This is a genomic window from Bacillus sp. UNC125MFCrub1.1 (assembly GCF_000701305.1).
GTDB classification, from domain to species: domain Bacteria; phylum Bacillota; class Bacilli; order Bacillales; family Bacillaceae; genus Bacillus; species Bacillus altitudinis.
Map to the genome: position 1 here is coordinate 730978 of NZ_JNIG01000009.1, position 19953 is coordinate 750930.

22 protein-coding genes are annotated in these 19953 nt (G+C 42.3%); 9 read left to right on the forward strand and 13 right to left on the reverse strand.

Translation table 11 applies throughout. The features are described 5' to 3' along the window. Nucleotide 1: 1 nt before the first annotated feature. The 7 genes from qoxC to N521_RS04000 all read right to left on the reverse strand — a co-directional run bounded on the left by qoxC (nucleotide 2) and on the right by N521_RS04000 (nucleotide 8887). Nucleotides 2-619 (reverse strand): cytochrome aa3 quinol oxidase subunit III, encoded by a 618-nt coding sequence (qoxC, locus tag N521_RS03970; RefSeq protein WP_007497820.1) that lies wholly within the window; start codon nucleotides 617-619, stop codon nucleotides 2-4. After that, nucleotides 619-2577: a cytochrome aa3 quinol oxidase subunit I gene (gene qoxB, locus N521_RS03975; protein ID WP_008345496.1), complete on the reverse strand. Its 1959-nt coding sequence runs from the start codon at nucleotides 2575-2577 to the stop codon at nucleotides 619-621. The genes qoxC and qoxB overlap by 1 nt, the downstream gene beginning before the upstream one ends. 27 nt (nucleotides 2578-2604) lie before the next feature. Further along, nucleotides 2605-3561 carry a cytochrome aa3 quinol oxidase subunit II gene (gene qoxA / locus N521_RS03980; RefSeq protein WP_089374137.1) on the reverse strand — a complete coding sequence of 319 codons (957 nt, stop codon included), beginning with the start codon at nucleotides 3559-3561 and terminating at the stop codon, nucleotides 2605-2607. Between the two features lie 513 nt (nucleotides 3562-4074). Continuing rightward, on the reverse strand, nucleotides 4075-5157 hold the full coding sequence (locus tag N521_RS03985; RefSeq protein ID WP_035389879.1) for a M24 family metallopeptidase: 1083 nt from the start codon (nucleotides 5155-5157) through the stop codon (nucleotides 4075-4077). Nucleotides 5158-5164: 7 nt separating this feature from the next. Further along, nucleotides 5165-6685, reverse strand: coding sequence for a UDP-glucose--hexose-1-phosphate uridylyltransferase (gene galT, locus N521_RS03990; RefSeq protein WP_035389880.1), 1521 nt, complete (start codon nucleotides 6683-6685; stop codon nucleotides 5165-5167). A 31-nt stretch (nucleotides 6686-6716) separates the two neighbouring features. Further along, nucleotides 6717-7709 (reverse strand): UDP-glucose 4-epimerase GalE, encoded by a 993-nt coding sequence (galE, locus tag N521_RS03995; protein ID WP_024719494.1) that lies wholly within the window; start codon nucleotides 7707-7709, stop codon nucleotides 6717-6719. After that, on the reverse strand, nucleotides 7709-8887 hold the full coding sequence (locus tag N521_RS04000; protein ID WP_035390213.1) for a galactokinase: 1179 nt from the start codon (nucleotides 8885-8887) through the stop codon (nucleotides 7709-7711). The genes galE and N521_RS04000 overlap by 1 nt, the downstream gene beginning before the upstream one ends. A gap of 181 nt (nucleotides 8888-9068) precedes the next feature. Here N521_RS04000 and N521_RS04005 point away from each other — a divergent pair, with 181 nt between their 5' ends. Continuing rightward, the gene (locus N521_RS04005; RefSeq protein ID WP_035389881.1) at nucleotides 9069-9914 is read left to right on the forward strand and encodes an AraC family transcriptional regulator; all 846 of its coding nucleotides are present in this window, start codon (nucleotides 9069-9071) and stop codon (nucleotides 9912-9914) included. A 34-nt stretch (nucleotides 9915-9948) separates the two neighbouring features. On the opposite strand, the gene N521_RS04010 is transcribed toward N521_RS04005, so the two are convergent. Further along, complete coding sequence (locus N521_RS04010) at nucleotides 9949-10206, reverse strand: hypothetical protein (RefSeq protein WP_035389883.1); 258 nt, start codon at nucleotides 10204-10206, stop codon at nucleotides 9949-9951. 26 nt (nucleotides 10207-10232) lie between these two features. Continuing rightward, nucleotides 10233-10616, reverse strand: a complete 384-nt coding sequence (locus N521_RS04015; RefSeq protein ID WP_024719496.1) for a GtrA family protein — start codon at nucleotides 10614-10616, stop codon at nucleotides 10233-10235. A gap of 458 nt (nucleotides 10617-11074) precedes the next feature. On the opposite strand from N521_RS04015, the gene N521_RS04020 reads away from it, so the two are divergent. From N521_RS04020 to N521_RS04045, 6 genes are all read left to right on the forward strand, one after another. Further along, on the forward strand, nucleotides 11075-11215 hold the full coding sequence (locus tag N521_RS04020; RefSeq protein WP_008345506.1) for an anti-repressor SinI family protein: 141 nt from the start codon (nucleotides 11075-11077) through the stop codon (nucleotides 11213-11215). A 297-nt stretch (nucleotides 11216-11512) separates the two neighbouring features. Next, on the forward strand, nucleotides 11513-12202 hold the full coding sequence (locus N521_RS04025; protein ID WP_017360141.1) for a class I SAM-dependent methyltransferase: 690 nt from the start codon (nucleotides 11513-11515) through the stop codon (nucleotides 12200-12202). Then, nucleotides 12195-12863, forward strand: a complete 669-nt coding sequence (locus N521_RS04030; RefSeq protein WP_035389886.1) for a glycosyltransferase family protein — start codon at nucleotides 12195-12197, stop codon at nucleotides 12861-12863. The genes N521_RS04025 and N521_RS04030 overlap by 8 nt, the downstream gene beginning before the upstream one ends. 107 nt (nucleotides 12864-12970) lie before the next feature. Further along, nucleotides 12971-13285: a DUF485 domain-containing protein gene (locus tag N521_RS04035; protein ID WP_025208191.1), complete on the forward strand. Its 315-nt coding sequence runs from the start codon at nucleotides 12971-12973 to the stop codon at nucleotides 13283-13285. Beyond that, the gene (locus tag N521_RS04040) at nucleotides 13282-14820 is read left to right on the forward strand and encodes a solute symporter family protein (RefSeq protein WP_007497838.1); all 1539 of its coding nucleotides are present in this window, start codon (nucleotides 13282-13284) and stop codon (nucleotides 14818-14820) included. The genes N521_RS04035 and N521_RS04040 overlap by 4 nt, the downstream gene beginning before the upstream one ends. A gap of 301 nt (nucleotides 14821-15121) precedes the next feature. Then, nucleotides 15122-15460, forward strand: coding sequence for a DUF4288 domain-containing protein (locus tag N521_RS04045; RefSeq protein ID WP_025208192.1), 339 nt, complete (start codon nucleotides 15122-15124; stop codon nucleotides 15458-15460). A 349-nt stretch (nucleotides 15461-15809) separates the two neighbouring features. Here N521_RS04045 and N521_RS04050 read toward each other — a convergent pair whose 3' ends face one another. From N521_RS04050 to cidR, 4 genes are all read right to left on the reverse strand, one after another. Continuing rightward, entirely contained in the window at nucleotides 15810-16184 is a 375-nt protein-coding gene (locus N521_RS04050) for a nuclear transport factor 2 family protein (RefSeq protein ID WP_008345523.1), read from the reverse strand. Between the two features lie 112 nt (nucleotides 16185-16296). Next, entirely contained in the window at nucleotides 16297-16986 is a 690-nt protein-coding gene (thiE, locus tag N521_RS04055) for a thiamine phosphate synthase (protein WP_025208193.1), read from the reverse strand. Continuing rightward, nucleotides 16973-17797, reverse strand: coding sequence for a hydroxyethylthiazole kinase (gene thiM, locus N521_RS04060; RefSeq protein ID WP_035389889.1), 825 nt, complete (start codon nucleotides 17795-17797; stop codon nucleotides 16973-16975). Before thiM ends, thiE begins: the two co-directional genes overlap by 14 nt. 17 nt (nucleotides 17798-17814) lie before the next feature. Further along, nucleotides 17815-18702 carry a cidABC operon transcriptional activator CidR gene (gene cidR / locus N521_RS04065; RefSeq protein ID WP_035389891.1) on the reverse strand — a complete coding sequence of 296 codons (888 nt, stop codon included), beginning with the start codon at nucleotides 18700-18702 and terminating at the stop codon, nucleotides 17815-17817. A gap of 165 nt (nucleotides 18703-18867) precedes the next feature. On the opposite strand from cidR, the gene N521_RS04070 reads away from it, so the two are divergent. Beyond that, nucleotides 18868-19251 carry a CidA/LrgA family holin-like protein gene (locus N521_RS04070; RefSeq protein ID WP_008345527.1) on the forward strand — a complete coding sequence of 128 codons (384 nt, stop codon included), beginning with the start codon at nucleotides 18868-18870 and terminating at the stop codon, nucleotides 19249-19251. Continuing rightward, a complete protein-coding gene (locus tag N521_RS04075; protein WP_007497850.1) occupies nucleotides 19245-19925 on the forward strand; it encodes a CidB/LrgB family autolysis modulator in 681 nt (226 codons plus the stop codon). Before N521_RS04070 ends, N521_RS04075 begins: the two co-directional genes overlap by 7 nt. Nucleotides 19926-19953: the final 28 nt, after the last annotated feature.

A 19953-nucleotide genomic window follows, 5' to 3' on the forward strand; every position in this document is an offset into this window, starting at 1 on the left:
ATCACAAAAGCCCCCCTAATCCGATCAAGTACACAGCTGTGAAGATAAAAATCCATACAACATCAAGGAAATGCCAGTATAGACTTGAGATAAAGATCTTCGCTGCTGTTTGTGGTGTTAATCCACGTTTTTTAATTTGGAACAAGACACCTGTAATCCAGAAGATACCGATGGATACGTGTAATCCGTGAGTTCCTAAAAGAACAAAGAATGCAGACCAGTATGCACTTGTATGGATGCTCGCACCCTCATGTACATAATGGAAGAATTCGAAAATCTCAAAACCAACGAAGCCTGCACCTAGAAGCAGTGTCAGAATCGTCCAAATGACAACCCCTTTTGTACTTCCACGGCGCATTTCATGAACGGCAATCCCACATGTAAATGAACTCACCAATAGCAGGAATGTCATGATCAATACAAGCTTCATATCAAATAGCTCAGCTGGCAAAACGCCGCCAGCTGTTCTGCCATGAAGAACAAAGTAGGTCGCAAAAAGTGTTGAGAATAACACGATTTCCGCGCCAAGGAATATCCAGAAACCAAGGATGTTTAAACGTCCTGTTTCAGACTGATATTCAAGCGGTGCATTTGCATAGCTGCTATCATTATGTCCCATTACTTCTGCGCCTCCTTATTCTTTTTCTCTGTTTCAATCACTTCTTCAACAGGAATATAGTAGCCATCGTCATATTCAAATGAACGTAAAATCATTGTTGCGAATACACCGATTAAGCCGATAACGCCAATCCAGTACCATTCAAATACAAGACCGAATGCACCAAGTCCGAAGAATGCAGACATGATCAGCGGTCTGCCTGAATTGTGCGGCATGTGAATTTTCTTGAATTCTTTTTCAGGATGAACGTCTACATTGTTTTGCTTCCAATGATGGAATGCATCTGGTGACGTCACTTCTGGAAGTGCTGCAAAGTTATAATGCGGCGGAATTGCAGAAGATGTCGCCCAGTCAAGCGTACGTCCTTCTCCCCAGCTGTCTCCAGACACTTCACGTTTCGCGTGTCTCCAGCTGTAGTAAATGTTATAGCAAAGGATGATGAATCCGATACCCATCATGAATGCACCAATTGTTGAAATAAAGTTTAGTGCAGTCCAGCCATCTTCTGGTCCATACGTATAAATACGTCTTGGCATTCCTTGCAGTCCTAAGAAGTACTGCGGGAAGAAACAGATGTTAAATCCGATCATGAATACCCAGAAGAACCATTTGCCGATTCGTTCGTTTAACTTGTAACCAAACATTTTCGGATACCAGAAAACAAGACCTGCAAAACAAGCAAATACAGTACCTGCGATTAATACATAGTGGAAGTGGGATACTAAGAAGTACGTGTTATGGTACTGGTAATCCGCAGCTGCCATCGCAAGCATAACTCCAGTCACACCACCGATTACGAAGTTCGGGATGAAACCAAGTGCCCAAAGCATTGGAGATGTAAAACTGATACGGCCTCGATACATTGTAAAGAGCCAGTTAAAGATTTTCACACCTGTTGGTACAGAAATCGCCATTGTTGTGATCGAGAAGAATGAGTTAACCGCTGCACTGTTCCCCATTGTAAAGAAGTGGTGAACCCACACAAGGAAACTAAGAACAGAGATTGCCACAATCGATACAACCATCGCTTTGTAACCAAACAACTGCTTTCTTGAGAACGTCGCAAAGATTTCTGAGAAAATACCGAAAGCCGGCAGGATAACGATATATACCTCAGGATGTCCCCAAATCCAGAAAAGGTTCGCCCAAAGCATTGGCATACCGCCCGCTTCGAGTGTAAAGAATGCTGAACCGAATAAACGATCGAATGTCATAAGTGCTAAAGCAACTGTTAAAACAGGGAATGCGAAAACGATAATGACAGACGTGATCAATGTTGTCCATGTAAACATCGGCATACGCATAAGCGTCATACCTTTTGTACGCATTTTTAAGATGGTCACCATGAAGTTAATACCTGTCATTAGTGTACCAATACCTGCAATTTGGAGCCCGAGCAAGTAGTAGTTCTGTCCAGGTCCTGGTGAGAAATCATTTCCGGCGAGCGGCATGTAACTCGTCCAGCCTGCACTTGGTGATCCTCCAATAACGAAGGAAATGTTGAACAGCATTGCTCCGACCATAAATGTCCAGAAGCTCAAGTTGTTCAAATACGGGAATGCAACGTCACGTGCACCAATTTGAAGAGGAACCACGACGTTGATTAAACCAATTAAGAATGGCATCGCCATGAATAAAATCATGATCGTACCATGCGTTGTGAAAATTTCATTATAGTGGTTTGAATCTAAAAACGTATTATTAGGAAGCGCCAGCTGCGCGCGCATCATCAGTCCGTCTACCCCACCGCGGAAGAACATAATCACAGCAGCAAGGATATACATGATTCCAAGCTTTTTATGATCAACTGATGTCAGCCATTCTTTCCAGAGCCATTTCCACTTTTTGAAGTAGGTTAAAACAAACACAATGGCAATGGAAGTAAGAGCGATAGAAATTTGCGCACCAAGAATTAATGGGTCTCCAGTTACAAAAAACTCATCCCATTTTAAATGCATAACGGCCTCCTCCTTTCCTTAGTCAGTTTATTCGTTTTCTAGTTTTCTTTTATAGTTCTTCACATTCTCGAAAGGATCTGTCTTGGAATGCGGAGAAACTGATTGGTAACCTAAACGTTTGCGTGCTTGGAGTGCATATTCAGAATCCTCTCCGTGCTTCGCAAAAGATAAATGTGTTGATGAGAATGTCTGCACATCTGCAGCATCAGGAAGCATCAAGTAGTCATACGTTTTCTTCGTTAACTTTGGTGCTTCTTTTTTCGTTTTATTTACCCATTTATCATAGTCAGACTGCGTCATCGCATTGACTTTGAATTTTTGCTGAGCAAAGCCTTCTCCTGTGAAGTTGGCGTTTCTTCCTTCATATGTGCCTACTTCATCAGCTTGAAGATATTGTTCCATTTCCATTCCAGCCATCGCATACTTCTCCCCGCCTAGCTGAGGAATCCATAGAGATGCCATTGTATCAGCGGAAGTGATTTTGAATAAAACCGGCTGATCTTTTGGAATGTTTAAGTAGTTCACTGTTTCAATATTTTCCTCTGGATAGCTGAAGATCCATTTCCAATCAACTGCTGTAGCATAAACGACAAGTGGATCTTTATGACTTGTTGCTTGAGGCGCCTCTTCCAAAGAGTAAATGGTTTTTACAGTTGGAACTGAAAGGGCAGCAACGATTAATATTGGGATCACTGTCCAGACAACTTCTAGAAGCGTATTCCCGTGTAGTTCTGGGTTATAAGAGGCGTTTCCAACGTCCTTACGCTCACGGTATTTAACCAAAATGATGGTAAACAGTACAAATACCGCACCAACGATAAAGAGCATGAATCCAATAGATAAAAGGATTAAGTCTTTTTGTTGTGCTGCGACTGGTCCTTTAGGATCTAAAACAGCGATATTGCTGCAACCTCCTAATACAAAAACACTCACGAGCATCGCTAATAAAAGCATAGGTTTAATGGCTCTGAACAAGAAGATCACCATCCTTCCTTAAATAATGTATAAATTGCTGAATAATTGTGAAAAGCCATCTGCCTTCGAAAACTTTTCTTCCCTTTGTAATGCTATCAAAATCTGTTGGAGTTAGCTCCCCTTTTTTCAAAAGTTCATTTATTTTTCAACAGATTTCTATTGAAATGTCATAAATTCGCCATAAATTTATATTATTGCACACACAATAAATTTCTAGGAATTTGAAAAGTTGAGAGTTGAAGGCAAAGGACAAACAATCAAGAACTTTGTCAAATTTAGGTTTACCACAATAAAAAAGTTTGGTCAAATTTCAATTTAACTTTATGAAATTTTATCTAGGTAAACAATTCTAAAATAGGTATCCCCATATTTAACAAAAACCTTACTCATTTTAACGCAAGTCGACAAGAAAAGAAAGTATCGATCCTCCCCCTATGCGCTGTAATGATTGGTAATGGTGATAAATGAGTGGAAACTCACTAAAGACTTCCAGCAAAAAACCGGCTCATCGCCGGCTTCTCATTATTCGTCTCTCACCAAAATGTCTGGTCGTCTATAGATGCTTCCTTCATGTTCTATGTCTATATACGTCCACTTGCCTGTATAGGTTAAAAAGCGATTCCCCTCTTTCTCGACGACCATCGTATCTTCTGATTTCAATCCTGGTAAGGAAGGATTCCAAGTGAATACTTGATGAAGCTGGATCTCTTCCACCGATGTAGGAACTGCAATGATCTCTCTAGACACAAATCCAGTCTTGCCACCTTGGTGAAGCTTTTTCCAGCTATCAGGAAATCCTTCTTTTTCATATTGAGCAATGCCGGCCTTCAATACATCTCCAATGGTGTTCCCTGGACGAGTAGCCGCATTCATGACCGTGTCGATTCGCGCAAGCCTTTCCTTGTTTTCTTCAAGCTCCTTTGGTAGCTGTCCAAAGTAAACGGATCTTGTGACATTTGCCACGAGTCCATGCCGTTCAGCACAAAGGACAACCAGTGCATGCTTTTGAAGTGCTTTTTCTGTTGGGATCGGGTGGCGATATTGATGAATCCGGTCATCTGTTGCCACAAGCAGCACTTCTATCGTCATTCCCTGCCCGATCGCTCTTTGAGCAACAAGCGAAGCAATTTCATGCTCCGTCTGTCCTGGAACGATTTCTTGACAGACACTTTCTACAATAACCGCAGTGTCATGACAAAGGGTTTCGTATTGGCTGAGCTGTGGCGCTGAAAGGATCGATCGAACACGAGACAAATCGGGTTCGATCCATTCCACTCCTTCCATTTGAATGTCCGCACCAATTCGTTTGTCTTTTATGAGTGTTTGAATGTAAGGAGTCTCATCCTCAAACCAATCCATTGTGACGACTTGAAAGGGATGGTCAAAATACGCCATTTCTTCTTCAATGATTCGTTTTTCTTCCATTTGATTCACAACTAGGACAATATCGTCTTTCAACACAAGTAGCTGACAAACGCCCTCTGGCGTGTTTAACACAATGTGGTTTCTTCTTCCTCCTGTAAGCCAAGAAAAGTTATTACGCTTTTGAATCAGAACACCGTCGAGTTGCTTTTCTTCCATTAAAGTTCTTACCTGTTCAATCATCAACTCATCACCTGCCTGTATGGAGTGTTTGAATGAAACGTTTAAATGCTGTTTTCCCTTGCTCTGTTCTTTTAAACACACCCGCCTGCGCGAGTATACGAGAAAAAATGAGGCCGATTTCTTTTTGTAAGATGGTTTCTACGTTGTCCTTCGTAAAGGTATTATCTTCGATCAGGCGCTCTGCCCATGACTCGTGCTTCATGATAGATGGGCAGGCTTTGATTTCTTCAAGAGGTTTTTTGGATAGCAGCGCCGCTTTTAGCTGGCTTAATTCCTCTGCTAATCTTCCAGGAAGGACGGCGAGACCCATGACCTCAATTAAACCGATATTCTCTTTTTTAATATGATGAACTTCTTTGTGCGGGTGGAAGATTCCGCCTGGGTGCTGCTTGTCTGTACGATTATTTCGTAGCACGAGATCTAATTCGTACTCATCCCCATGACGGCGTGCGATTGGTGTAATGGTATTGTGCGGGGTCTCTCCTGTATGAGAGAACAGCCCCGCTTCTGGATCTGAATACATTTTCCACTCATGTAATATAAAATCCGCTGCCTCCGCAAGTGTCTGCTGGTCGCTGCTTTGAAGCCTGATCACTGACATCGGCCATTTCACAATACCCGCCTTCACCCTCGGAAACTTTTCGAGAGAAAACACTTCTTCCATCTCTGCTTTCGCCATCGGAAATTCATGAGCACCACCTTGAAAGTGGTCATGACTTAATATGCTGCCGCCAACAATGGGAAGATCAGCATTTGATCCTATGAAATAGTGCGGATATATAGATATGAAGGAAAGCAGACGTTCGAAGGTCTTTTTAGATATCTGCATTGGTTCATGCTCGCCCTTGAACACAATACAATGTTCGTTGTAATACACATACGGCGAGAATTGCATAAACCACGACTCATTTGTAAGTGTCACCGGAATAATCCGGTGATTCTGTCTTGCTGGGTGATTGATGCGTCCCCCAAACCCAACGTTTTCTTTACAAAGGAGACAAAGAGGATATTGCTTTTGACTCAGCTTTTTGGCTTCAGCGATCGCTTTTGGGTCCTTTTCCGGTTTCGATAGATTAATCGTGATCTCAAGCTCACCATCTTCTGTCGTTGTAAACCACCGCACATTTTTGGCGATTCTGCCTGTATGAATATAGTGGGCATGCTGCTGCATTTCATAAAACCAGCTTGTCGCTGCCTTTGGCCCGCAATGCTTGCGTTTCTCTTCAAACTTTGCATAGATGACACTCGGAGGCGCCACCAAGCAGCCCATGATTTTGGCATCTAATAAATCACGATACGTATCTGTCCCGTCAGGAATAAGACCTGTTTCAACTGCCCAATCGAGCATCGGCATTAAGATGTCTTCAAGGTCGCTGTCTCCTGAGACTGTTCTTGCCTCAGCATCATCGAGACCAAGCACCTCTAGCAGCCGGTTCCTTGTATAATCCATATCTAGTGGTGATATCAGCTCTTTATTAACCCCATATTGAATCAGCTGTTCTAGCTTTTCAAAAATATCAATCGCCATTCCCTTTGTCTCCTCCCCTGCCTGCTACACGTTACTCACTTTGATAGCCATCTGGATGTTTCTGAAACCAATCCCATGCACTTTGAATGATGGTGTGGAGATCTGCATATTGCGGCTTCCATCCTAGTTCTTTCAGCGCTTTTTCTGATGAAGCAATCAGCTTAGCTGGATCACCCGCACGTCTTTCTGCCACCTGTGCTGGAATGGCATGCCCCGTCACTTCTCTTGCAGCTTCTACGACCTGCTTCACAGAGAAGCCTGTGCCGTTCCCTAAGTTGTACGTCGCGCTTCCTTTTCCTTCACGCAGACGCTCAACCGCTAGAATGTGCGCCTCTACTAAATCCATGACATGAATGTAGTCTCTAATGCATGTGCCATCCTCTGTTTCATAATCATCACCGTAAATCATGATTTGATCACGTTTTCCTAAAGCCACTTGCAGAATAATTGGGATTAAATGCGTTTCTGGCTGATGATCTTCACCGACAATCCCTTCTGTATGAGCACCGGCTACATTAAAATAACGAAGCACAACGTATTCGATACCATATGCCTGCTCAGACCACTTCAGCATTTTTTCAATCGCGAGCTTTGTTTCCCCATAAGGATTCGTTGGGTTCGTCTCATCCGTTTCAACGATCGGTACACGCTTTGGTTCACCATATGTCGCAGCAGTTGAAGAGAATACAATGCGTTTCACATCAAATTCATTCATCACCTGAAGTAAAGCCGTTGCCCCTCCGACATTGTTGTCATAGTACTTCAGCGGGTCTGTTACACTTTCTCCAACAAGTGAATCTGCCGCAAAGTGCATGACTGCTTCAATGTCATGTGTTTGAAAAACACGTCTTAAAAAAGCGTGATCCCTTAAATCCCCCTCTTCTAATACGGCACCCTTTACGACTGCCTCTTTATGACCTGTCTGCAAATTATCCACAATCACCACTTGTTCTCCTTTAGCCAAAAGAGCCGCTACCGCATGACTGCCAATAAAACCTGCTCCCCCACATACTAAAATTGCCATCAAAATTCCTCCTTCGTTAATTCTCTAGCGCCGCCTCCAATTCCAGCTGTGTAAAAAGAGGCTTGAATGCCTGTTTTTTCTTGATAAATCGCACCTGTTTCTTCTATAAATGAGTCCAGCAGCTCTTCTTTCACAATGCTGACGGTACAGCCCCCAAAGCCAGCACCTGTCATACGCGAACCAATCGCCCCTGGATGTTGCCATGCGGCTTCAGCCAGTGCATCTAGCTCAAGCCCAGTGACTTCATAATCATTCTTTAAAGAAAGGTGAGATGCCTTCATGAGTGCACCTAGTTCTTCCATTTTATCATCTTTCAGAAAATTTACTGCTTTCATGGTCCTCTCGTTTTCCGTGATGGCATGTCTTGCACGTCTTCTACACGTTTCATCTTGTATCAAATGATCATGCTTAGCGAATTCATCCTCCGTGAGCTCACATAAATGACCGATATCTAATTCTTTTCTAAGATCGTTTAAAGCAGATTGACATTCTGAACGGCGTTCATTGTATTTGGAATCTGCAAGTGTTCGTTTTTTATTTGTATTGGCAATGACAAGTGCCAGACCCTCTTGCCGAAATGGGCTGTATTCAAAGGAAAGCGTGTCACAATTGAGCAAAATAGCGTGACCTTCTTTTCCAAGACTAATTGAAAATTGATCCATAATGCCGCAGTTCACGCCAATAAACTCATTTTCAGCACGCTGCGCAAGAAGGGCTAGGTCGATTTGCGTTACGCCGAATGACGACCATTCATTGATCAAGACAGCCGTGACGAGCTCAATAGAGGCAGAGGATGACAGGCCTGCGCCATTTGGAATATTGCCAGCATACACAATATCAAAGCCTTCTTTCACATCCATGCCTGCTTCGATAAACTGTTGGAATACTCCCTTCGGATAGTTCGCCCAGCCGTCCGATTTTAAGAAAGCGATTTCAAAAAGGTCGAACTCTTTCACACCTTCTTCTTCAAAATTCAAGGAATACATTCTGACGCGTCCATCTGATCGTCTTGCTCCCGCAGCATATGTACCAAGAGTGAGTGCACATGGAAAGACATGGCCCCCATTATAATCTGTGTGTTCACCAATCAGATTGACTCTGCCTGGGGCGAAAAAATAGCGGAGTTCATCCTGATCTCCAAATTGCTGGTGAAATGCTGCTCGTAATGTGTCGATCATATCCATTCCCCTTTTCTCTTCTGATAATCTTATTTTAGTTGCCCCATCAGCTGAAGTTCAATGGTAAAAAAATCGTTAAAAAATACCCTTTTTTTGCTGTGAATGGTACGATGTGATATGAGGTGTAACATGATTCAAAATAGAAAAAGGTTGTTTTTTGCTGTGAAGGAGGGTTTCCAATTTGAAGAAGGAAGCATTTGCATTTCGTTTTCACCATTCTGATGTGACATTGCCGGCCCAAATCTGGTCTGTTGGCTGGGAAGTTCAATCATCCTCGTTATACAGTTGGAATGGCGTAGAGCGGAAGGATCAGGGCAAGTGCATCTTTCAGCTCACACTGTCTGGACACGGCATGATTGAAATCGGACAGAAACGATTCAAAGTATTGCCTGGACAGGCCTTTCTGGTGAAAAGCCCCAGTGCTTATCAATACTATTTTCCAGAAGACAGTGAACATTGGGAATTTCTCTATTTAACACTTTATGGGGAAGCCTGTAACCTTTGCTTTGATCAATTTATCGATCAAGGAAAGCAGGTCATGCGTTTTCATCCGAATTCCAAACCGATCCGCCTGCTAAAGAAGATTTATGATGAAGCCAGTGAAAGACGGATTACCAATCCATTTGAGGGGTCTAGCCTTGCTTATCAATTTGTCATGGAACTGTATTCATATTTGCCAAAGCTTGAGGGACAAATGGAGAAATGGCCTGAGCCCATCGTCCAAGCGGCCTTATTTGCAAGCCACCATTTTCACGAGGAGATTGGGCCTGACGATATGGCAGCTGCGGCACGTTTATCCAAAAGTCATTTTACGAGGGAATTCAAAAAGGCAACTGGCTTCACACCGATTCATTATTTAACCAATATTCGTTTAGAAAAGGCGGAAACGTTACTGAAAACAACGAAATACTCGATTGAAGAAATCGCCATACAGTGCGGCTACCGAAACGCGAATTACTTGAATAAAGTCTTTCGAAAGAAAATCGGCATGTCTCCAAAGCAACTCCGGGAAACAAGCGATGCATAATAAAAAGCAGCCGCTTTTCAATTGGCTGCTTCTTTTACGCTTTCGTCAGGTCAACACGAATTCTCCCTTGTCTTAAAACAATGGTCATTTGCGTATCAGGGGTCATTAAATTTTCTAAAATGTCCGATGCCGTTTGAAGCGCAATGTCCATTCGGTTGATCTTTTCCTTTTCTTGTTCAGAAAATGCTTCTGGATGTGCGGTCATTTCTTTGACTAGCCTCAACACTTGTTCATGCTGCTTTTCTGTTTGTTGATATATGGCATCATATAATTCGTCTGGCCTGCTGCTCATTTCACATCACCTATCTTTTTCATGTGTTAAATCGCATCTTCTTTTGTTTTCTTGAAGACGAACCATTTACTGGCGACATAATTGACCACGACAATCACAAAGTTAACAAGAATTTTTGCGACGGTTTCGTTGAGCGCCATTTGGCTCACAAATAAAATCATCAGCCCCAGATCTACACCTAGAGACATGAGACGGACACTAAAAAATGAAGAAAGCTCACGCATCAGGCTTTTTGTGTCACGAGCCTTTTGCTTGAAGACATACTTCTTATTGGTGATATAAGCAAAGAGCACAGCAAATACCCATGAAACAACCGTTGCTGTTTTGTAATCCATAGAAAACATCTCAACGAATAAATAGAAGCTGACTATGTTGACAATGGTTGTACACACACCCATGATCAGATACATGACAACTTCTTGATACTTTTGAAAAAGGCTATACATGTCTTTCTTCATTCCTTCTTGGTGAATTCTGTTTCTTTTAGAATACCATCTTAAGAAGAACTTCCCAAACGAACAATATGTGCGTCCTGTAAAGATGAAATTTGTTCTCGCTGATGGCATATGTCAACCTTATGGGTTTATATGAGTCAAATGATTTAGGTCTTTATCATTATTTTAATTTATAATCTTTTAACTGACTTTACAATTGTTTATTATGAGAAGTAAGAATTCAATATTTATGGGTTTTTTAGTCATTTTTTTAGGGACGTGGTAGGTGATAGATTTTACAAAATAGGTTAAATGTCATCATTTTTCGACAAAAATCTATTTTTGTACTCCATTCACATACACGTACAGTTACTAGACGGTTTGTTCAAGTCATTGGTTGCAGATGAATATGTCTTATTGAACTGGAGGATATTATGGATACGCAAGTGAAAAGAAGAGTTGACGAAGAGTGGGTTTATTTGATTCAAGAAGCGAAAAAAATTGGACTAGGCATCGAGGAAATACAAGCTTTTTTAACATCCAACGGTGATCAGAAGATGATAAACAAACCGTAATCAACGCCGTTATCCTTTGTCTTTCAGATTGCTTTGGCTAAAGTTCTAACCTGTCAATTGACCTTTAAACATCCTTTCATGACGATACGCTACAATAATTGAACACCTCATCATACCAATCCCTTCCACTCAATGGGGTTCTGTCTTTCTATTTTTAGGAGGACAGTCCGTTCCCTGTTCTTTATATGACCCCTTTTTAGCTGTCATTCATGAAAATTGCCCATTTTCGTTATAAAACCAAGCTCCCCACCCATATATTAAGCATAAGACACAAGAAAGAAGAAAGGTGGGTGGCGCGTGAGTTCAGATTCCCTATCTTATTATCATCAAAAGAAGGATCAATATTATCACGGTGTGAACCCTGTGATTGTCCATCGTATTCGCAAGGAATGGACGTCTATCTTGGATATCGGATGCGGCACAGGCCAGCTTGGAAAAGTCTTAAAACAACAAGACCGTACCATATATGGAATTGAATCTTTTGAAGATGCAGCAAAGCAGGCTGAGAAAGCGCTGGATCATGTTTTATGCGGCAATATTGAACAGATGGCGCTGCCTTATCAGCATGAACAATTTGACTGCATCATTTTCGGAGATGTTCTTGAACATTTATTGGACCCTTGGGCCGTTTTAAAAAAGGTCAAACCCTTTCTAAAAAGGGAAGGGGCCATCTTGTCTTCCATTCCGAATATTGGTCATATTTCAACGGTTTTAGAATTACTGGCTGGGAGATTTTCTTATACAGATGCAGGATTAATGGATCAAACACATTTACGCTTCTTTACCCTTCACGAAATTCATGCCCTCTTTCAGTCAGCCGGGTTTCATGTTCGTGAGCTTGAAACCATTCGTGTACAACACCCTTCCTATACGGGCGTCATGAATGATCTACATGAATTACTCGTAAAACATGGCATCCGTTTTGATTTTAACGAGGCAGCGACAGCCTATCAATACGTGGTTGAGGCGGTTCAACTCAATGAGTAGCCCCACCATCTTATTTGTTTTATGTGTAAATGATGAGTCGATGTTTCAAGCTTGCTTCCGGCAGCTCGCTTCACTTCCTGCTCCGCACGGGTATCATGTAGAGGTTTTGCCCATTAGACATGCATCAAGTATGGCCTCTGGATACAATGAAGCTCTCACTCATCCTGCACAGTTTAAAATTTATCTTCATCAAGATACACTCATCGTCAAACAGCATATGCTTCTCGAGCTGATCCCACTTTTCTTGCAAAATCCGTCACTTGGCATGCTTGGGGTAATAGGTGCAGAAAGTGTGCCAGACAATGGAATCTGGTGGGAGAGCCATGATTGCAGAGGGAAAGTCATTGAATATCGGCACGACACCTATCAGCTACTGACGTTTGAATCTGGTCATCCACAGACAGAGCCCCAAGGTTATATCAAAGCTTCTGCTATTGACGGTCTTTTTATGGCAACACAATATGATATCAAGTGGCGTGAGGATCTTTTAGACGGCTTTCATTTTTATGATGTGTCACAGTCTTTTGAGTTTGCACAGCAGGGATATGAGGTTGGGATTGCAAGGCAAGTGGAGCCCTGGTGTATTCACAAATGCGGAGATCATTTTGATGCAGAAGCATATGAAAAAGCAAGACAAACATTTCTTGCGCATTATCGGTAGAAAGCACCCTTTTCGGGTGCCTTTTTTATGATATACTGTCATAAACAACCAGATCGTCTCATATGCATTGGAGTACCTTGTCCCTAATTCGTACAAAGGAGGAAACAATGGCAGACAAAAACGTTCATTATAAGAAGGTTGCCGCTTCAAAGGATTTTCGAAAACTTCTTGAGGAAAAACGCAGATTTATCGTACCGATGACGATTTTCTTTTTTCTCTTTTACTTTTCACTTCCGGTTGCTACATCCTACTTCACCTTTTTGAACACGCCAGCAATTGGAGCGATCACGTGGGCTTGGTTATTTGCCCTCACGCAATTTGTGATGACATGGGTTTTATGTGGGCTTTATGCAAAAAAAGCAGCTCAGTTCGACAAATATGTAAGCGCTTTAAAAACTGAATCTAGAGGTGATGACGAATGAGTATGACCGCTTTTATTTTATTCATAGCGATCGTAGGGCTCACATTGGTCATCACGTATTTTGCTGCGAAAAAAACAAGCAATGCGAGTGATTTTTACACCGCAGGCGGCGGTCTGACTGGGTTTCAGAACGGCCTTGCCATTGCCGGGGACTATATGTCTGCTGCTTCATTTTTAGGGATCGCCGGCATGATCGCCTTAAATGGATTTGACGGCTTTTTCTATAGTATTGGCTTTCTTGTAGCGTATCTTGTCGTCCTTTATGTCGTGGCTGAACCGCTTCGAAATCTAGGAAAATATACGATGGCTGATATGATTGCTGCACGATTTAAGCGTCCTGCCATTCGAGGGGTAGCCGCATTTAACACAATCACAGTCTCGACTTTTTATATGATTGCGCAGCTTGTTGGGGCAGGTGCATTAATCAAACTGCTTCTTGGCATAGATTACTGGATTGCGGTGCTGATCGTAGGTGTCTTGATGACCATTTATGTCGTGTTTGGCGGCATGATCGCAACCAGCTGGGTACAGATCACGAAAGCTGTGCTTCTCATGCTGGGCACACTGATTATTTCGCTGCTTGTGTTTGCTAAGTTTGATTTTAGCCTGCTGAAGATGTTTGAACAGATGAAAACAGCGACCCCGCTTGGTGAAGCTTTTCTTCACCCGGGAAATAAATATGATGTGCCTTTAGAGACCTTGTCTCTGAACCTTGCACTTGTGCTTGGAACAGCAGGTTTGCCGCATATTTTGATCCGTTTTTATACAGTAAAGGATGCCATTTCTGCGCGTAAATCTGTTCTATCCGCTACGTGGATCATCGGGATTTTTTATTTAATGACGGTTTTCCTCGGCTTCGGTGCCGCTGCTTTTGTCGGAACAGATGCAATTACGGCAGCCGATGCAGCAGGAAACATGGCTGCACCACTGCTTGCACAGGCCCTAGGGGGAGATTTATTATTTGCCTTTGTTTCCGCTATTGCCTTTGCGACTATACTGGCAGTGGTCACCGGTCTCGTTTTATCCGCCGCGTCTGCCTTTGCCCATGATTTTTATAGCCAGATTATCCGCAAAGGGAAAGCGAGTGAACGGGAACAGGTGAAGGCGGCACGCTTTGCTTCCATCGGCGTGGCCATCCTTTCCATCATTCTTGCATTATTTGCGCAATCTTTAAACGTCGCTTTTCTTGTGTCACTTGCCTTCGCAGTGGCAGCAAGTGCGAATTTACCGTTGATTATCTTCACTGTCTTTTGGAAACGATTTAACTCAACAGGTGCTATCGCAGGAAGCTTAACAGGTCTTCTGAGCGCACTCCTGATCGTGTCACTCAGCCCAAGCGTCTGGGACCCATCAGGGGCAGCAATTTTCACAGGAGAGCCGCTTATCCCACTATCGAACCCTGGGATTATCTCGATCCCGCTCGGATTCCTTGCAGCTTACTTAGGCACCATTTTCTCCTCTGAAAAAGCAGATGAAGACACCTTTACAGAAATTCAAGTAAAAGCACACACAGGCATGCATATGGATACAGATTGATGAGAAAAAGCCGGCTACTCTGCCGGCTTTTTCAGTGTTCTTGCTATTTCAAAACTGTACTCAATATGGGATAAATTGGCCTTTTAATCTCTCTTTATATCTTTCTAACTTGTCACATTTCCTCAACGTGATCAACGAACAGCATGTGATGATGATCAATAGAATTTCATGAACTTCTCCTCTGTTATCAATGATTCTTTTCAACCCTATTACCCCCATAGACTTCAATTCTCTTGTTATTCCTATGTTATCATTTTAAACACATACTGGAAATTCACCCCACAAGGAAGAAGTGAAACATATGCATAAATTGTACTCAGCAAAATTATTATTTGAATCTAGCTCCTCACCAAAGGTGAGACCGGATAAAATCTTTGAGGAACGAATCATTTTAGTGAGAGCAAAAAACAAACGAAAAGTGAAACAAATCGTCAAAGACCATTTTCCAGATGAGACATTTGAAAATGGAGATCATGGACAAACAACCACAAAACTAGCAGCCGTACTAGATATCTTTGAGCTAGTTGAAAACTTAGACGAAGGTCCCCTGCATTTAAGCGAAGTGTACAGCCGATATCTTCTTTTTGATCAAGAAACATCTGCTAAAGAAGCGATTGACGCTTATTCGTTAGACAAATAAAAGAAGCCTAAGCTACCAGTGTGTGAACTCAAATTGCTAAACAGTTAGATAAGAGGGATAAGTGCACTAATAATGGTTGGGTAGATATATATTAGGAGGACTGTTGTGAAGAGGATAATCAAGTATGCAGTGATGATTTTATTTATGAGTGTATTTTTCTATTATTACAATATGTTTGTACCTAAAAACGTTCTGTACATTTTCATTGCATTTCCATTTTGTTTTGTTGCTATAAGTTTGATTGATAAGCTATTTACGGATAAATAAATCTGATAATAAGCAAGCCCCATGCTTGCTTATTATCTCATACTGTCTAATTAGAGGGGATAATATCCGCTCTGCCGGCTTTTTAATATCGCTGGAATAACTCTGGGTTTTTCGGGACGTTTTCTAAATAAACGATCTTTCCTTGATCATCCAGCTCCGCAATATCAATGCCTTCTGCTGTATATACACGACCGTCTGTTAACTTTCCGCAAACAGCCCAGTTTGTTTCATACTTCCCATCTTCTCGTTTCACCCAGCCATCCCACATGTGCTTAATGTCTTCATGTACGTGGAAAAATGTGTTCAAAAACTGTGTGAACGCTTGGATGCCAGGCTTTTCAGCACCATTTAAGACAATCATGACATCATCAGAAAACAATGCCAGCAATTCGTTCATTTGCTCTTGCCCTTTTCCCGCTTCATCATATCGGCGAAAATACGTATCGAGCACTTCCATGATTCATTCTCCTTTATTTACCTGTCATTTCGAAAACAATCAAACAATTTGATTGTACACAATTGTATCTCTTCTGTCTATTTTTCACGCAGGTAGAAAAGACATGGATGAGTCAATCCATGTCTTTTAGAGATGAAAGAGCTGCTTTCTCTGACTCGACGAGAGATGTTAGTTCTTCCGCAGCTTTTTTCGGATCAGCGCTTTGGCTAATGGCGCTAATGATGCTAATGCCATCGGCTCCCGCTTGGATGACTGGTGCCGCATTTTCATATGTGATACCGCCGATGCCCACAATAGGAATGTGAAGACCGTGTTGACGTACTTCGTTGATTAAAGAAACACCTTGGACACTGCGTGTATCCTTTTTTGTTTCTGTAGGATAGACTGGACCCATCCCAACGTAATCTGCCCCGTCCTTCATCGCTTGCCTCACTTCATCTAGATTGTGCGTGGACACGCCTAATATTTTATTCCCGATTCTTTGCCGTACATCTTGTGCAAGTGTATCTTCCTGCCCAACATGGACACCATCTGCATCAAGATCGATTGCAAGTTGTACATCATCATTTACGATAAAGGGAATATTCGCTTCTTGGCAAAGTGCTTGAATCTGCTGAGCGATTTTTTTCTTTTCTTCACCTTGCAGAGCACCTTCACCCTTTTCACGAAACTGAAACATCGTGATCCCGCCTTGAATGGCCTCTTTCACCACATCAAGCGGATGCCGGCTTGTATTCGCTGTTCCCATAATAAAATAAACCGATAATTGCTGTTTGATTAGCTGCTGATCAACCTTCGTCATGCAAAACTCCCCCTATTTTTCCTAACGTGATTACATCTTGACCATTTGTATTGGACAGCGCGTTTAGCAATTCGATTTGAAAGGTCCCTGGCCCTTTCTCATCTGTCTGCTGAGCTGCCTTTTCTGCAGCGACACCATAAAACAGCAGAGCTGATGCCGACGCATGAATTGGACGTTCCCCTGTTGCACAAAATGCCCCTATGACAGAGGTGAGTAAACAGCCAGTCCCTGTCACCTTGGTTAACCATTCGTGTCCATTATGAATAGATAGAACCTCTTCTCCATCTGACACGACATCCACTTTCCCCGTAATCGCCACAACGGTTTGAAGGGCTTTTGCCGCCTGCTTTGCTAAAGACGATACATCTCCATTTGCCCCTTTTGCATCAACCCCTTTTGACTGCCAGCCATTCACTCCAATTAAATGAGCTATTTCAGCAGCATTCCCTCTGACAATAGTGATGTCCACTTGCTGTAACAGCTGTTTCGCCGCACTCGTCCGAAACGTTGTCGCACCAACACCAACAGGATCTAATAGAACTGGTACACCTTTTTCATTGGCCGCTTGTCCAGCAATGATCATTGCCTCCACTGTATCCTTTGTTAGTGTGCCGATATTCAGCACAAGTGCATCCGCTAATTGCGCCATTTCTGCCACTTCTTCTTTGGCGTTTGCCATGACTGGAGAAGCACCTAAAGCAAGCAGTCCATTCGCTGTAAAGTTCGTCACAACTTGGTTGGTGATATTATGGACAAGCGGATTTTCCGCTCGAACCTTTTCCAAAAGATGAGACACGCAGCTTAATTTCATCTGTATCGTCCTCCCTTTTACTCTGCATCCCACACATAGGATTTTGTATGCTTTAACCATTCTCTTGCAGCAAAGGACAAGTAGCGGTCCTTTCGCCAAATGACACCCAAATGCCAAGGAATAGACGGATTTAAGGAAATGATCCTCACTTTATCAGGATCTAGATCACGGCAAATCCGTTCAGGCAGAAGCCCGATTCCAAGGTTCTCAGCAACCATTTCACTGATGAAATCCCATTGTGACGTTTCATAAATAACGTTCGGCCTGAATCCCGCATTCATACATTCATTTAAGATTCGGCTGTGCAGAACGAAATCTTCTCGAAAGAAAATAAAAGACTCTTCCTTTAAATCAGCCAAATGAACCTCATCACGTCCTGCCATCGGATGTGATGGATGGGTGACAAGCTTCATATTCTCTTTAATGATGGTGTATGTATGAAAAATTTTATCATTTGCAGGCAGAACAATGACACCAATATCTAATGATCCATCCTCTACCCCTTCCTCTACTTTAATGGAGCCGTGCTCCACCAATTGAAAGGTGACATGTGGATACTGCTGGCGGAATTCCCCCATCACATTTGGGAAAAAGCTTGATCCAATCATGGGCGGCAGTCCTATTCGGATATGTCCTTTTTTCACATTCATTAAATCATTTAATTCACTCGTTAAATTCTGAAAGGATTGTGTGATTTCACTCGCCTGTGTATACATGGTTTGTCCAGCATCTGTCATTTCAACCTGTCTGCCATTACGGTAAAACAACTGCACACCTAGCTCATCCTCTAGGTTTTTGACCATCTTGGAAATGGTCGGCTGCGACACATAGAGCGATTGCGATGCTTTCGTAAAACTCTTTAACCGTGCCACTTCTAAAAAATATGTTAAATGTCTGATGTCCACATGGTTCACCCTTTCTATAGACAAAAGGAATACTAACTATTCGATATATGTATTTTACCTATAATAGAACGTGCTGTACACTTTAAAGTAAGCTCACCAATTAGAACGTTGTGTTGTTTTTGTGAAACAGTGAACAATTTATATAGAAAAAGGAGTGAACAGAAAGTGCAATTGCTCAAAACGTCGCTGATTGCTACCCTTCAGATTATGGCTTTATTTGCTTTTGCGAAATTGATGAATGTGCTGGCGGCCTTTTTGCATTTAAGAATTCCGGGCACGATCTTAGGCATTCTTGTCATTTTCTTATTACTTCATTTTAACATCATTAAATTAAAATGGATTGAACTTGGCGCCGTATGGCTGCTCGGAGAACTGCTGCTCTTCTTTATCCCTTCAGCAGTAGGTGTGATTGATTACGGAACATTACTTTCTCAATCTGGCACAAGTATTGTCCTTGTGGTTTTACTTAGTACCTTTGTGGTCATGCTCTCGACTGGCATGATGACGCAGATGATTGCGAAAAGAAAGGAGCGAAAAAAGCTATGTTAGTTGGCGGACTATTTTTGATCTTAACCATTCTGATCTATCTCGGATCAAAAGCGGTTTATAAACGTCATCCGAAAGTCTATGTCTCCCCTTTACTTGTGACACCGGTTGTTCTTGTGGTCTTGCTGTTAATCGTGAACATTCCTTACGATGCTTACAATCAAGGCGGAAAATGGCTGACAAATATGCTTCAACCTGCGACTGTGGCATTTGCCATTCCTTTATATAAGTATTTTCACATTCTGAAGAAGCATGCAGTAGAAATTATTTTGAATGTGGCTTGCGGTTCTATCGTTGCAATTTTATCAACAGCGTTTATCGCCAAATTGTTTCATTTGGATACGAGCCTGATCGAGAGCCTCGTCCCAAGATCCGTCACAACACCCGTTGCGATGAGTGTGTCTGAAATGATTGGCGGGATGCCGTCCGTTACGGCTGTATTCGTCATTTTAACAGCATTATTTGGCTCAATCATTGGGCCATTGGTTATCCGTTATTTCCGTATTGATAATGACATTGCAATGGGCGTTCTGCTTGGTACAGGAGCACATGGTGCAGGCACATCGAAGGCCTTTGAACTGAGCTCGGTCTCAGGCACGATCTCAAGTGTGTCCATGATCATTTCGGCCATTATTACATTATGTGCAGCGCCTATCCTGATGTCGTTTGCCCTATAGAAAAAGCCATTTCCCCTTATCGGAAAAT